Below are 13,938 nucleotides of genomic sequence, written 5' to 3' on the forward strand. Positions count from 1 at the left end.
CTCTCCGTAGACGCAGGGGGCGCGGCTTGTGGGCGTGACCATGGGCGCCATTATCACACGCTTGGCCCGCTCCTTTGCCGGCCTATCGTCCTCCGCGCATGATCCCTGTTGCCGACGTGATGATCCAGCACCAGCCGCCATGGCACCAGAGGCTGGTCAAACCTCCGTTGTTGGCCGATTTGGACAGTGCTGCATCAGGTCTCGACCGACGTCTCGACAGTCAGGGCTGCTTCGACGGGTGTGAAGATGTCAACATCGACCCCAGGCGCCCGCATCGTCACAATCAGGGCGTACCGAGCCAGAGCGTCGACGCGTTCCAGGTAAGGCTTCTCCTTCCACCAGCCCCCGACCGGGAACACGCCGATCGCATCACGCTCGGCGAGATCGGCGGCGCTGCCCGACCAGAAATCGGCGTGCAACGAGCCGCGATCGCGGAAGGTGCCGAGCAGCCACTCTTCTCCGCCTCCAGCAGGCGCCCCTTCCTCCTCGTCCCGAGCGGCCTGATTGATGCGGGCTCGGAATTCGTCGACTGTCTCGGTCGCTGACTTTACTCTGAACCGAAGACCATGGGACGCGTAACGATGCCGGCGGGTCCATCCGCGTTCACCGGGGTTGGGTTCGATGAAATAGGACAGCGTGACGCGGAGCTCGACCTGGGCAGCGCCGAGCGCCGCGAGCTGCTCCTTCGGCCAAGGCAGGCGATGCAGCTTCATGTCACGCGTTTTGGCAGCCGCGCCGCCCTCGCGCTGGAAAGGCTGAAGCTCATCTTCAACGATAAGCGTGAGGTCGTTCACCGTTGACAGAAGCGCGCGCCCAAGATCTGGCACGCCGTAACCATAGCGCCGCACGAGCGCCTGGATCTCGCCCTTCGCTCCGTTGCACGCATCGATGCGTGCGCGCATCGCCGGAGTCCATTCGGCCGAGTGGACGATCAGGGCGCGAACCGTTTCAGGCCACAGCTCGGGGCGCGCTGATAGAATTAGTCCCGCCATCCGTGCGGCATGGGCCGTTGCCGCGCTCGTATCTCCGAGGGTGGTGAAGTGGCGCAGTTCGGGTCGATAGAAAGTGGTCAATATCTGCAGATCGTCGATCGGCTCGCCAGGCAACACACCGTCATGGGCGAGATTGCCGCCTTCGAAGACGACCTCGGGCTTCACCGGCCACTGCCTGTCCCAAACGACCGAAGTGCGACTGCGCGGCGAGAGCTCGCCGACCGGCGCGATCGGAGCGTAGCCCGCAAAGTCGGTGTCAATGATATCGACCTTTTCTGTGAAAGCGCCGACCGTCAGCGCATTCCAGGCCTGAGAAGGATCATCGACTGCTTCCAGATCGTTGCGCGTCAAATGCTCGGCCGGCATGAGGTCATCGCCGATGTTGCCGGCAGAGAGAACGATCAAGCGTCGCTGCTCCTCTTCGAAACAGAGTTGGTCGATAGCGGCAGACCACGATGTGGGCCTTCCACGCGCCGGACTGGCGCTTGTCACAGCCATTGCGATCGCGCGGCGGCGCTCCGGCGCCTGCACCTCGGCGCGGGCGATCGCTTCCGCGGTGATCGAGCCATAGAGTTCTGGATCGTTTGCCTCGTCTTCTGGCGGAAGGATACGGACACTCTCCAGCCGAAAGGGCAATGGAACTGGATCGCCTCCGACCAGGAGCGGGACCAGATCACCGTACAGGCCGACACCTGCCATTCGCGTCCCGTGGCCGCTCCACGCAGGTGTGTCGTCGCTGCCCCATGCCGGTTTGACGGTGTGCCAGTCTTCAACGGCAAGTGCGGGTTCGATCAACGGGTGGGTGCGACGTACGCCGCTGTCGAGAATGCAGACCGCAATATCGGATTGAGGCGGTCTGACGCGCCCGAGAAGCTCGTCGCTCCAGTCCCTTTGCTCCGCGCCGCCAAGGCCCATGAAGAAGGACGGCGTATCCTTCGCGCGCCGCAGCTCGGCGACGACATCGCTGTGCGCAATCATGCGGTCGAGCATTGCCGTGCTGGCGAGTGCCAGCATGACCACCCGCTCCGGAAACCTGACCGCATGCGTGCGCAAAGTGATGTTCAGGGCTTCGGCAATGTGCTCGAAGTTCTCGCGGCGACCGTCGCGCAGCCAGACTTCCCACCACACCTGCTCGTCAGCGGCCTGGGGGAAGAGGTCGTCGTGGTCGGTAAACAACGATCGTGCAGTCGCCAGCCTGACTGTCTCCATGCGGGAGACGAGCGGCTCGTTGCGCGGTCTGCCGCGGTCAGTGTCAACGTCTCGATACGCCTCGACTTTCCGCAAATAATAGGCTTGCGCGCTTTGCGGCAGGAACACCGACGCTGTGATGGGAGCACCGGGTTGAGTTGGCTCATGGACGGCGACCAGCTCCATGTGCTGGCGACGATCGGCCAACTGGTCGAGGGCCGCCCGTCCGGACATGGGCAGATCGATCTCGAGGTAAAAGCCAGGCGTGCCGACCGACAGCTGGGGGTCACGCGCCGCAATCTGCTGGCGTGCACTTTCGACCGCTTGTTCGATGGATTGCGTCAAGGCCGCAGCATGCGACGCCCGATCACGCGCCGGCAGCGGCGGTGCATGTATAAGTTGGTTGGGCCGCCGATAGGCTTCCCGAATGCCGTTGTTGCGAAGGTGGATATGGGCGCGGTCGCGCGGAAAATCGTCTGCCATTATGATCTGTGCTGTCGCTACTCAGACAGCGAAGCCTGCCGGCGTTCCTTCAGAGCGTCGATGAGCGCTTCCGAGGTGATCCGCTTCCCCCCCCGCAATATGATGGTTTTTGCAGCGTCGTCGGCCGCGCGGGTGATCTCGGCCTGCGACAGTCTCTCTGCCTGAGAGATCGCCTCGTTCCAGGCAAGCCCTCTGGTGTCGAAGCGGTCGAGTCGAGCCCGAAGCAGCGCCTCGATAATCGGCCGATCGGGCACGGCGTATTCGATGACATCGTCGAAACGGCGGAACAAAGCTCTGTCGAGCAGCTCGGGATGATTTGTTGCCGCAATAATCAGGCTGTGGCTGTCGTCTTGCTCGAGAAACTGCAGAAACGAATTCAGCACGCGCCGAATCTCGCCAACATCCTGGCGTTCGCCTCGACGCGCGCCGATGGCATCGAATTCGTCAAAGAAGTAGACGCCCCGCGTCGCCTGCATTGCATCAAAAACAAGCCGCAGCTTTCCGGCAGTCTCTCCCATGAACTTGGTGATCAAACCATCGAGGACGATCATGAAAAGGGGCAGATGAAGCTCCCCGGCCAATGCCGATGCGGTCATCGTCTTGCCTGATCCTGGCGGGCCGACCAGAAGCAGTTTGCGACGGGGAACAAGCCCGTGCTCGCGCAAGCTTGCTTGTTGGCGCTGCTCTCCCAGCACGCGGTGCAGGCGCGAGCGCAGACTGTCCGGCAAAATCATGTCCGTCAGTCGCAGGTCCGGATAGCGCACATGCAGGAGGCCTGCGAGTTCGCCCTTTGGCTGAAAAAGGGGAACCGGCCGACTGCTCTTGGCAATCCGGGCGTCCCTGCTCTTGGCTGCGTCGACCAGATCCTTGAGCTCCTGAGCAAGCTTGCCATGGCCTTGACGTGCCTCATGCGCAGCAAGCTGCATCGCGATAGAGAGGAAACGATCCTCGTCGCCGGCAATGTGGCTTTTAAGCAGCGTCACGATATGGCGGGCCGTGGTCATGGCTCTCTTCTGGGGTATCCGTTTACTTGGCGAAGCGCATGCAACCTAAACGCTTTCAACGGCGATTTGTAACGCGCAATGGTGTTTTTTCTCTTGTCGATGTTCGCCCGTGGCAACTTCAGCGGTGAACTGTTGCGCCGCGGTCATAGGCCAGCCGGAATAACGCCGGCCAGCAGACAACAGTCCGCATCTTCGAGCGCTCGAAGTCTGGCCACTCACGCAGCGTGTCGGGTCCGAACGCTCCAAAGCCGCCCCGCCTGGCAGGTCCATGCGACCGATTGCGGGCGTGCGGCCATAAGGTCTACGCGGGCTCGCATGGCTGCCCGCGCCGCTGGCTAAAAAGCTGTACACCATCTCACGAAACACCAGGTCCGCTCCTTTGCCGGCCGACGGTCCATGAAATCCCCTCCCCACTCACGACACCGGAGACCTCCTTGCCCACATGGCGCTCAAGCACCGGCCGCCATGGCACCAGCGTGAACTCGCGCGACTTTTCAACGACGGCATATTTTCCGCTGGCAAGCTCGACGGAGCGGCGGAGCGTACCCTCTACTCGTCCTCCGAATCGCGCTTCGGCATAGGGCAGGCCAAGTTCCTCCGACAGTTGGCCAGCAACACGGTTCAGTTCTCGCTGGCGCAGGATCGAAAGCATGTTGGCTCGATAGACGATCCCATCCTGTTCTTTATGCGCGAGGCCTTGCGCGATCAGCCACTGCCGCCGGCGAGCTTGCGCCTCTCTCACGTCGCGGCCGAAGCCGGATCCGTGCAAAGGCTCGGGTCTATCGGCAACCAGCTCCCGGTCGAGCCAGGTGGCGCCGTTGAAGCTGACCTGTCGCTCCAGCGCCATTGAGGAGAGCTTGTCGGCAACGACAGGCTCGGCCCTGGCCCGCTGGCCCTCATAATTCGCGACGCGATCGAGATGGTCCGGCGCGATGAGCCAGGTGCCGTTCGGCTCTCGCTCAACGCCGCCGGTCGCGCGGCGGATCGCCTCCAGCCGCCGCACATGCGTTCGCGCAAAGCTCTCGGTGGCGGATGGGTCATGCTTCAGGTGCATATCGACGTCGTAACGGCCGCCATGCGCGGCGGCGATTTCGGCGATGGTACGATCGACCTGCCTCGGCTCGGTGTTCCTTGGCGCGACACGCACGATGCAGCCATTAGGCATCGTTTCCATCGCCTCGCCTCTACCGATGTTGATCCAATGGCTCTTACCGTCGACGGCGTCGACGATCATGTAATGGCGGTCATTGATCTCGTCGGCCAGTCCACGCGCGACAACGCGACCGACGAGAGACTGGACGGGCTCGCCGGATCGATCGTGGATCACCCAGTCGGCGGCCCTGCGGGCAAGCCCCTTGCCGGTCAGTTCGCGGTGCATGGTCTTGATGATGTCGCCGCGTTCGCCGGTGCGGCGCAGCGTGGCTTCGAGCTCATCGTCGAGGCGCCAGGAGCCAGCGCCGACCTCCGCGGCCAGACCCATCCGCTCGAGCTTGCGCAGCCGTCCCTGGTGCAGCGTCTGGCGAATGGCGTCGGGACCGCCCGGCGAGACCAGGCCGTCATCATCACGCATGCTGAGCAGCCGACGGTCGATGCTGGTGAAGCGTTCCTGCTCCATTTCCCGGCGCAGGCGAAGCTCAATCTCGCGGTCGGTTCGCGGACCGAGATCGAGGCTGACCAGCTCGGCCGCCCGCTCGCGGATGCCAGATGAGATATATTCGCGCGCGATGACCAGGTTCTCGCCACGGTCGTCCCTGCCACGGACGATGATGTGGCTGTGCGGGTGGCCGGTGTTGAAATGATCGACCGCGACCCAGTCGAGCTTCGTGCCGAGGTCTTCCTGCATCTGCGCCATGAGCCGCCGCGTCAGCGCCTTGAGGTCGTCGTACTCGATGCCGTCTTCGGCAGCGACGATGAAGCGGAACTGATGGCGGTCGCCGTCCGCGCGATCGATGAACGCCTTGCCGTCGACGCGGCCGCTGTCGGCGCCGTAGAGCTCGCCAGGTTCACCTTCGCGGGTGACCCCGTCGCGCTGAAGATAGCGTAGATGGGCACGCGCCCCGTCCGCGCCCTTGCCGGCGAGCTTGACGACCCGCGCCTTGACGATCACCCGGCGCTGGCGGAAGGCGGCATACCGGTCGCGCGATTTCAGCAGTGCGGCGGCCGCCCCGCCGCGCCCTGTCCGGCTTCCTGTGAAGCGACCACCGCGTTGCGGCCGGCCGCCAGCCCGGTTGATCGCCGCACGAACCTGGCCGGCATAGCGTTTGCCGGCCTTCGAGCCGCGCGACCCGATTTTGCCGAGCTTCGGCCTGAACTCGTCATCCTTAATGCGAGCCTCCCAGACATATCAAGCAAAATCAGACACTTACACGTCAAACCCTCTTGGCACCGGCGGCAGCCTCCCGGAAAAACGATGTGCAGACAAAGATTTAACCGCCTCCTGGAGGCGGTACCTTTATCTTGCCTTCCGCGCCCAGCCCCGCCAGACGCGCCCCCGTCCGCCATGGCTAACGCACCGGCTCCTTCGGCTGCGCGCCGTCCTTGCCGAGCGGCACGAAGAGATCGCCGTTTCGCACGCCTGAGTGAACACCGTCATGAATGAAGAACAGCGACCGTCCGAGAGGAGCGATTTGCGCCTTTGGAGCGACAGATTGGCTTTCGAACGCCTCGATGTCGGCCGCCGAAACTCCGGCCGCCTTGAGTTGGTCGAGGTACTCGACGGTCTCTTCTGGCAGCGGTTTGCCACGCTTCAAATGCTCGTCGTAGCGCTCGGGACCGGCATTGTAGGCGCCAAACAGGCCAGGAAATCCGAAGCGGTCATACATGGCACTGAGATAGGCCGTGCCGGCCAGGATATTGTCGCGCGGATCGTGGGGGTTAGGCCCAAGGCCGTGTTCGACCCGCATCTCTTCATAGGTGCCGGGCATCACCTGCATGAGGCCCATGGCGCCAGCGGGGGAGGTGATGGGGCGGCCGCCGCGCATTGTCTTGCCGCCGCTTTCGGCAGCCATGACGGCATAGATCCAGGCTTGGGGAATATGGAAGCGCCGGCTTGCTTCCGATACCAACGTCTGCCACTTTCGCAGCTGCGGACTTTGGGAGATGGCGACCGGCTCAGCGCCGGTCGAGGCGGAACAGGCGCATGGCGCAATGGCGATCATGCCCAACAAGAGGAGGGTCACTCGGTCCATAGTGGTACGAGCCTCCCGATGACATTTTGAGTGGGAACAGGCCCGAAATAGCGGCTGTCGAAGGAGCGGTTTTTGTCGCTGCCGAGCAGGAAAACCTCGTTATCCCCGAGCGCTCGGCAGCCGTTCCACCATGGCAAAGGTCGGCCTTCGGCGTCGATTTTGAGCCGGCGCGCGACGATGTCGCCGCCGATGATGATGGCGTCATTGAAGGCGCAGACATTATCGTCCGGCAGCGCTGCAAGACGTTTTGCCAGCGGCACATTGCGAGGCAGATAGCTGCGCTCGGCGGCGAGATACGCCGCGTATTCAGGCGGGCGCACGAGCACGAGATCGCCACGCGCCAGCGCTCCCGCAGCGATGCGGTAAAGGCCGATCGGCGCGCTGGCCGAGGCGTTCCAGACCAGCCAAGGGGCGGGCTTTCCCAGCGCCGTGAAGCCCAAAAGACCGAGACCGGCCGCGGCCAAGGCGACCGTCTTACGGGCTCGAACACGCCTCAGGCGGCTGCCGATCAGATGGATGGAAGGGCGCCGCCTCATGAACGGCCTCCCGTGCCGCCCTGGCCGGAACCGGCCTTGCCATCGCCGGCGATGGAGTGCTGCGGGTGTCCTTTCGACCAATGGTCGAGTTCGTCGATGTGATAGCGGACATAGCGGCCGTGCTTGCGGAATTTCGGGCCGCCGCCCTTGAGCCGCATCTTTTCGAGCGTGCGCTGGGAGAGCCCGATATAGAAGGCGGCTTGGGCTGTGCTGAGAAACGGGCTGCCCTTTTTCGCGCGGGCCGCGCGTTCGTTTTCGTCGTCCATGATGATCCTCGTTTCGCTTCGGACAAGCGAGGGCGAGGATGGGCGAGGGAGATCGTCTCGGGGACGGGCGAAGAGTCGGGGGAGAGTTTTCGCCGCCCTTTAGGGCGGACGGGGTTTGGGTGGAACTCCTGGGAATGAGCCCCGCGCCGGGGCTGCGGCGCGAGGCTCTTATCTCGGCCGGTCAGTCGGCCGGGTTCCAGATGATGGCGTAGGTGTCGTGATCGTCCTGGCCGGCGGCTCGGCCGAGATTGGCGTAGAGCTTGCGCGGTCCGAACTCCGGCGCTGCAATCGACAGGCTCACATAATCCTTGCCGGAAGTCTCGCCGGTGCGGATCCAGCCAGCGCCGACTTCGACCCCTTGCGTAAGCACCCGGAAGTCGGGATGGTTATCGGCGCTCTTGGCCTGGTTGGGGACGATATCGATGTCGGCGCGGACGCTGAGCGTCTTGAACTGGCCCTTGTAGGCGCCGTTTTCCTGCTTGTTGACGTAACCGATCGCGGTCATTTCGAAGTCTCCTTTTGTGGTTTCGCCGGGGACCATCCCCTGCGATGGCGCACCGTAATGGGCGCGTCAGGACCGCCTGAATCCGACAGGGCCGCAGCGACAGTGAAGGACCCGAGCGGGCAGCTTTTTTGTGAGCGAAGCGGCGCGAGGAAGCCGCCGCAGGCGGCGGGGAAAAAAGCTGATGGCGCGAGGGTTTCGGGCGGCCGGACCCGCCCATAGGTCGACAAGCCAGCCGCAGGGATGGTCCTTGGAGAGAGCATGGAGACCGCTCGCCAAGTGCGGTCTGTCAGCCAAGCAGGACGCCGGGATGAAACGGCCTGCAAAGATGCTGCGCCCTTATGCCGGATCGAGATCGTGCCAGCGGGTCGGGCGCCAGAGCAGACATCCGGCATGGTGCGATCTATGAAAGCAGGGCTCGCCAGCGGGAATTTGATACGCGAGGGGGCCAAAGTAAGGCTGGATGAGAAGCCGGTGCTACCTGCAGGTCCAGTGTCATGTGGCGGCGCTCGGGAAACCGCTACGCAATGTAACGCGCTCTTATGAGGCGAACAGACCGGCCCCAAAACCGATCGACCGGTGGTCGGCGCGAAACGCGTCATGCCTGTCCGAAAGCTGACAGTGGCAGAAGACGCATGTCGGGTTCCGCACAATTGACCATGCTGGATTTGTGAGGTTTTCAGGGAGAGCCATGCGTTCACTTCCCAGTGAGCTTTGGCACGGCATTTGCTCTTGATGTGGCAACACGGATCGAAGGTTGACTGCATGCACAAGCGCGAGATGAGCAATGCTCTCCTTTCCTGGAGGCTTGGCAGCAGATTCGATTTGACGTTGCGAGGAGCTTCAGCCGCTCGCGGCGGAAGTGATCTCAAATCTGAAGGCACCGTTGGGGCCGCAGCCATCAAACACATCTTTCTCTTTTTCGCAGCTCGTCTTCAACGCGATGCGGACTTCTTCGCGTCGACGGCGGCCGAAGGTGGAGAAGGGGCTCGACTTGCAAAAAGGAGTTGTCAATGACGTCTTACGTTCGCACCAACAGCCCGGCGCAGGTGCGCTCACTGTCCACCTTTGGCAAGCATCTGCAAAGGAGCGTGCTGACGGCGACGCTGCTTGCCGCGGCTTCGACGGGAAGTGAAGCGCAGCCCTATGTTCGTGCTGACGGCAGCACGACTGACGACTTGGAAGCGGCGCGAGCAAGTTGGCGTCATGACGCCGAATTCAATGGAAATGTGGGGCTCGCAGCCATCAACGCGGATGCCGCGTATGCGTTGGGTTCCACCGGGGAGGGGGCCAGAGCTCCTCGCCTGCCCTCGTCCGTCTTGACGAGTGCCCGCTTACAGCCTACCTCACTATCGCGTTAGCACTCGTCCATCGCGAGTGCTAACAAAAACCCCTCAACAGCGCACCAGGGAAAAATCCGAAAATGGCAAAGTCGAAGTTCCGCCCGCTGCATGACCGCGTGGTCGTTCGCCGGGTCGAATCCGAATCCAAGACCGCTGGCGGGATCATCATCCCCGACACGGCAAAGGAAAAGCCGCAGGAAGGCGAGATCATCGCTGTCGGCTTCGGCGCTCGTGACGAAGCTGGCAAGCTGGTCCCGCTGGACGTCAAGGCCGGCGACCGCATCCTGTTCAGCAAGTGGTCGGGCACGGAAGTCAAGCTCAATGGCGAAGACCTTCTGATCATGAAGGAATCCGACATCATGGGCATCATCGGCTCATATCAGGCCCTTTCGTCAACTGAATTCCCGGGCTCGATTGAAGCCCCTGCCAGGAGCTAAAAATGGCTGCCAAAGACGTAAAATTCTCCCGCGATGCCCGCGAGCGCATGCTGCGCGGTGTCAACATCCTCGCTGACGCGGTGAAGGTCACGCTCGGCCCCAAGGGCCGCAACGTGGTCATCGACAAGTCGTTCGGCGCCCCGCGCATCACCAAGGACGGCGTCACCGTCGCCAAGGAAATCGAGCTTGAGGACAAGTTCGAAAACATGGGCGCGCAGATGGTCCGCGAAGTTGCTTCGAAGACCAACGACATCGCTGGCGACGGCACCACGACCGCGACCGTTCTGGCGCAGTCGATCGTCCAGGAAGGCCACAAGGCCGTTGCCGCCGGCATGAACCCGATGGACCTGAAGCGCGGCATCGACCTCGCGGTAACCGACGTCGTTGCGACCCTGATCAAGAACGCCAAGAAGATCAAGACCTCCGAAGAGGTTGCCCAGGTCGGCACCATCGCCGGCAACGGCGATGCTTCGGTCGGCAAGATGATCGCCGAAGCGATGCAGAAGGTCGGCAACGAAGGCGTCATCACGGTTGAGGAAGCCAAGACCGCCGAGACCGAACTCGAAGTCGTCGAAGGCATGCAGTTCGACCGCGGCTACCTCTCGCCCTACTTCGTCACCAACGCCGACAAGATGGTTGCCGAACTCGAGGACGTCTACATCCTCCTGCACGAGAAGAAGCTGTCCAACCTCCAGGCCATGCTGCCGGTTCTCGAAGCCGTCGTGCAGACCTCGAAGCCGCTGCTCATCATCTCGGAAGACGTCGAAGGCGAGGCTCTGGCCACGCTGGTCGTCAACAAGCTGCGTGGCGGCCTGAAGATCGCCGCCGTCAAGGCGCCGGGCTTCGGTGATCGCCGCAAGGCCATGCTGGAAGACATCGCCATCCTCACCGGTGGCCAGGTCATCTCGGAAGACCTCGGCATCAAGCTCGAGAACGTCGGCCTCAACATGCTCGGCCGCGCCAAGAAGGTGTCGATCTCCAAGGAGAACACCACCATCGTCGACGGCGCCGGCAAGAAGGCCGAGATCCAGGGCCGCGTTGCCCAGATCAAGCAGCAGATCGAAAAGACCACTTCGGACTACGACAAGGAGAAGCTGCAGGAACGTCTGGCGAAGCTCGCCGGCGGCGTTGCGGTGATCCGCGTCGGCGGTGCGACGGAAGTCGAAGTCAAGGAAAAGAAGGACCGCGTCGATGACGCCCTCAACGCGACCCGCGCGGCCGTCGAAGAAGGCATCGTTGCTGGTGGTGGCGTCGCGCTGCTGCGCGCTTCGGCCAACATCAAGGCCACCGGCGTCAATGCCGACCAGGCCGCCGGCATCAACATCGTGCGTCGTGCGCTGCAGGCTCCGGCCCGCCAGATCGCGGCCAACGCCGGTGCGGAAGCATCGATCGTTGCCGGCAAGATCCTTGAGAACAAGGGCGCGACCTTCGGCTACAACGCCCAGACCGGCGAGTATGGCGACATGATCGCCATGGGTATCGTCGATCCGGTCAAGGTTGTCCGTACGGCTCTTCAGGACGCGGCCTCGGTCGCCGGCCTGCTGGTCACCACCGAAGCCATGATCGCGGAGGCTCCGAAGAAGGAGTCGGCTGGCGGCGGCATGCCTGGCGGCATGGGCGGCGGCGGCATGGGCGGCATGGGCGGCATGGATTTCTAATCCAGCTCTGGCAGCTTTCGCAACGAGAGGGCGGCATCAATGCCGCCCTCTTTTTTTGCGAACCTCGGTCCGATGAACGATCGACGCCAACGCCGGCCATCGGCGTTAGGGCAACCTCAAAAGAACTGTCGAGTTGGTTGCGCGCGGCTTTGCGTCATCAGAGGCGCAAGGCGGTCGCGTGTGAGGATTGCGCGCTCCCATAGGCGGTTTCGGCATGTGCCTCGCCTTCGACATCGACATTGCGGCCAAGCAGGAAATCGGCGGCTTTCGAGGCATGGCTTGCGGCGCGGAAGATGGCGCGGTTGTCCTCGCGCAAAACCGTCAGCCATGAGCCGATGTAGTCGGCATGGCGCACGGTCGGCTCGATGCCGAGACTGCTGCAGATGAAGGCTGATGCGATTTCGGCGACCAGTTCCTCGCGCGCATAGGTGTTGGACCCGAAGGAGCCGGACAGGTCGCGCGCGAGTCGCCTCGGGTGGCCGGTCCAGTGGCCAAGCTCGTGAAAGCAGGTCCGGTAATAGTCGATCTGGTGGAAGAAAGCCGGCTGCGGCGGCACCTGTATGGTGTCGCTGCCGGGCATGTAGAAGGCGCGCTCGCCGCCGACGCGAAAATCAGCGCCGGTTGCATGAATGAGCGCCTCGGCCTGCGGGACCATCTCGCGCTCAGGCAGAGGCTCGCCGGCGGCGTAAAGATGTTCGGGCAGATTATCGCACTGCGCGACATTGAAGACGGTGAAGCGCTTCAGGAAGGGCACCGCCTGCGGTTCGTCGCCATCGGTGTCGGCGCGTTGCTTTTCGTTCTTGGGAACAAAGCGGTCAGCGTGAACGATGGTGGTGCCGTGCTCGCCCTTCCTGACATTGCCGCCAAGCGAAAGCGCCTGCCGGAAGGTGAGCCAGTTCTGGCTGGGGAAACCGCGCTCGATGACCGCGCCCCACAGGATCAGGATATTGATGCCGGAATATCGGCGCTGGGTGGCCGCATTCCGCGGCAGGCCGAGGCCTGTCCTTGCCCTGCCCCACGGCTTGACCCATGGCACGGTGCCGCGCTCCAGTTCGGCAATGATGCGGTCGGTGATTTCCTGATAAAGGCTGGCGCCGGTGCGCCCGCCGCTGTCTGCGCCAGCCTGTCGGCTGCCGCAACGTTTGTTGTTTGCACGCATCGTGATGTCCTCCGCTCTACAATCGCGCGCCCTCCCCGGAAGCGGGGTGGGCGGCAAAAGCGACCGGAAAGGCCCGCCGTCGGAGGCGGACTGCATCAGCAGGACCGGAACGGAGTGGAGGACCCGAAAGCGACAAGCGAAGGGTTGCGGGACGCCGCGGCGGGCCTAGAAGGGAGTGCTGCCCACCCTGCGCCAGGGGGAAGGCCACAATAGAAAGACGCCGGCCGACAGGCCGGCGACCGTCAGCAGCCGAAGGCTGCCCCGCGCCAGGGGGCGATGCCGCAGGGCCAAGACCGCCTGAGCTTGCCGAAGAAAAGCGGGCTCGGTTCACGAGCACCCGGCCAGCGACTTCAGGCGCGGGCGCTCAGGATTGTTGTTGGCGCCCACGGCAGCTGGATGACCGCAACAAGATTACGAGGAGCGACAGCAAAGCCAGCTGCCACAAACGGCACGCTCCGGCAACAACAGCGTGGCCGGTCTACAGATGCTGCCCCGCACGAGAGCCAGCACGCTTTGAGCGCGCATCGGCGATGCAAGCGTTGCAAGCTGGCCATGTCCACAAGGTCGGCGACCACTATATCGCCGACCACCAACGCGGGCGTACCGTCTAAGTGCAGACCTTTCGCGAGTGCGCGGACGCGCGCATTTCATCTGCGATGGCCGGATCTTGCATTCCCGCTTGAGCTGCTCAACGTCAAGGCCTACACGCGCTGCGATCTTGAGAGTGACCCTTCAACTGGGGGAAATCATAAGGGCGCGGTGGAATTCGTCGAACTTTCCCTGTTTTCTCGAGGCGAGTGCGGCGAAGGCTGGGAATTGGGAATCCGGTCCCAGGACCGGGAACTGTTTGATCACAAGCTTCAGATTGGGCTCATGCTTGAAGGCTTTTTGGTAGTTGATATCAGCCAGTCTGCAATGCGGACAGTTGTGGTAGTCATTGAATATGACCAGAACGGCATCGCCTTGCGGGTTGCCGGCGATTGGCGAAGGAGATCGTTGTCGAATGCGCCGCTCCACTTTTGCCTGTCGGTCGACCACGCCTGCCGGTGCAGGTTCGCGCTATATTGGCTCGCCAGCAAGGCGAGGAGTAAAAGAAGAGCTGCGACAGTGATGGCAGTCGGCTTAGACATGAGTCTCCAATCCATGGACGGCGTGGCAGCAACGGCCGCCTTTTTGGTGTAA

11 protein-coding genes and 1 pseudogene are annotated in these 13,938 nt (G+C 63.1%); 4 read left to right on the top strand and 8 right to left on the bottom strand.

Features of this window, described 5'->3' with window-relative positions:
• Nucleotides 1-194: 194 nt before the first annotated feature.
• From LB556_RS28810 to LB556_RS28840, 7 genes are all read right to left on the bottom strand, one after another.
• A complete protein-coding gene (locus LB556_RS28810; protein ID WP_063169237.1) occupies nt 195-2,663 on the bottom strand; it encodes a S8 family peptidase in 2,469 nt (822 codons plus the stop codon).
• 17 nt (nt 2,664-2,680) lie between these two features.
• The gene (locus tag LB556_RS28815; RefSeq protein ID WP_024505649.1) at nt 2,681-3,667 is read right to left on the bottom strand and encodes an AAA family ATPase; all 987 of its coding nucleotides are present in this window, start codon (nt 3,665-3,667) and stop codon (nt 2,681-2,683) included.
• 355 nt (nt 3,668-4,022) lie between these two features.
• Nucleotides 4,023-5,993, bottom strand: coding sequence for a relaxase/mobilization nuclease RlxS (rlxS, locus tag LB556_RS28820; protein ID WP_063169238.1), 1,971 nt, complete (start codon nt 5,991-5,993; stop codon nt 4,023-4,025).
• Between the two features lie 178 nt (nt 5,994-6,171).
• On the bottom strand, nt 6,172-6,855 hold the full coding sequence (locus tag LB556_RS28825; protein WP_024505647.1) for a lytic transglycosylase domain-containing protein: 684 nt from the start codon (nt 6,853-6,855) through the stop codon (nt 6,172-6,174).
• Entirely contained in the window at nt 6,843-7,391 is a 549-nt protein-coding gene (locus tag LB556_RS28830) for a S26 family signal peptidase (protein ID WP_024505646.1), read from the bottom strand. The genes LB556_RS28825 and LB556_RS28830 overlap by 13 nt, the downstream gene beginning before the upstream one ends.
• Nucleotides 7,388-7,657 (bottom strand): helix-turn-helix transcriptional regulator, encoded by a 270-nt coding sequence (locus LB556_RS28835; RefSeq protein ID WP_024505645.1) that lies wholly within the window; start codon nt 7,655-7,657, stop codon nt 7,388-7,390. Before LB556_RS28835 ends, LB556_RS28830 begins: the two co-directional genes overlap by 4 nt.
• Before the next feature lie 181 nt (nt 7,658-7,838).
• On the bottom strand, nt 7,839-8,162 hold the full coding sequence (locus LB556_RS28840) for a DUF736 domain-containing protein (protein WP_024505644.1): 324 nt from the start codon (nt 8,160-8,162) through the stop codon (nt 7,839-7,841).
• A 1,010-nt stretch (nt 8,163-9,172) separates the two neighbouring features.
• Between LB556_RS28840 and LB556_RS28845 the strand changes: the two genes are divergently transcribed.
• From LB556_RS28845 to groL, 3 genes and pseudogenes are all read left to right on the top strand, one after another.
• Entirely contained in the window at nt 9,173-9,520 is a 348-nt protein-coding gene (locus LB556_RS28845; protein ID WP_063169239.1) for a hypothetical protein, read from the top strand.
• Between the two features lie 62 nt (nt 9,521-9,582).
• Nucleotides 9,583-9,876: pseudogene (gene groES / locus LB556_RS28850) on the top strand (co-chaperone GroES); the annotation flags it as partial.
• Nucleotides 9,877-9,941: 65 nt separating this feature from the next.
• Nucleotides 9,942-11,597, top strand: a complete 1,656-nt coding sequence (gene groL / locus LB556_RS28855; protein WP_063169240.1) for a chaperonin GroEL — start codon at nt 9,942-9,944, stop codon at nt 11,595-11,597.
• Nucleotides 11,598-11,754: 157 nt separating this feature from the next.
• Here the strand turns inward: groL and LB556_RS28860 are convergent, their stop codons facing one another.
• Nucleotides 11,755-12,756 (bottom strand): ArdC family protein, encoded by a 1,002-nt coding sequence (locus LB556_RS28860; RefSeq protein WP_063169241.1) that lies wholly within the window; start codon nt 12,754-12,756, stop codon nt 11,755-11,757.
• 759 nt (nt 12,757-13,515) lie between these two features.
• On the opposite strand from LB556_RS28860, the gene LB556_RS32105 reads away from it, so the two are divergent.
• Complete coding sequence (locus LB556_RS32105) at nt 13,516-13,938, top strand: hypothetical protein (RefSeq protein WP_063169242.1); 423 nt, start codon at nt 13,516-13,518, stop codon at nt 13,936-13,938.

The organism is Mesorhizobium sp. ES1-4, from assembly GCF_020164745.1.
GTDB lineage: Bacteria > Pseudomonadota > Alphaproteobacteria > Rhizobiales > Rhizobiaceae > Mesorhizobium.

Bases quoted from the DNA above. Each gene is read 5' to 3' on its own strand.
- LB556_RS28860 (WP_063169241.1), bottom strand. From the start codon at position 12,756: ATGCGTGCAAACAACAAACGTTGCGGCAGCCGACAGGCTGGCGCAGAC.
- LB556_RS28840 (WP_024505644.1), bottom strand. From the start codon at position 8,162: ATGACCGCGATCGGTTACGTCAACAAGCAGGAAAACGGCGCCTACAAG.
- LB556_RS28815 (WP_024505649.1), bottom strand. From the start codon at position 3,667: ATGACCACGGCCCGCCATATCGTGACGCTGCTTAAAAGCCACATTGCC.
- LB556_RS28825 (WP_024505647.1), bottom strand. From the start codon at position 6,855: ATGGACCGAGTGACCCTCCTCTTGTTGGGCATGATCGCCATTGCGCCA.
- LB556_RS28845 (WP_063169239.1), top strand. From the start codon at position 9,173: ATGACGTCTTACGTTCGCACCAACAGCCCGGCGCAGGTGCGCTCACTG.
- groL (WP_063169240.1), top strand. From the start codon at position 9,942: ATGGCTGCCAAAGACGTAAAATTCTCCCGCGATGCCCGCGAGCGCATG.
- LB556_RS28835 (WP_024505645.1), bottom strand. From the start codon at position 7,657: ATGGACGACGAAAACGAACGCGCGGCCCGCGCGAAAAAGGGCAGCCCG.
- LB556_RS28810 (WP_063169237.1), bottom strand. From the start codon at position 2,663: ATGGCAGACGATTTTCCGCGCGACCGCGCCCATATCCACCTTCGCAAC.
- LB556_RS28830 (WP_024505646.1), bottom strand. From the start codon at position 7,391: ATGAGGCGGCGCCCTTCCATCCATCTGATCGGCAGCCGCCTGAGGCGT.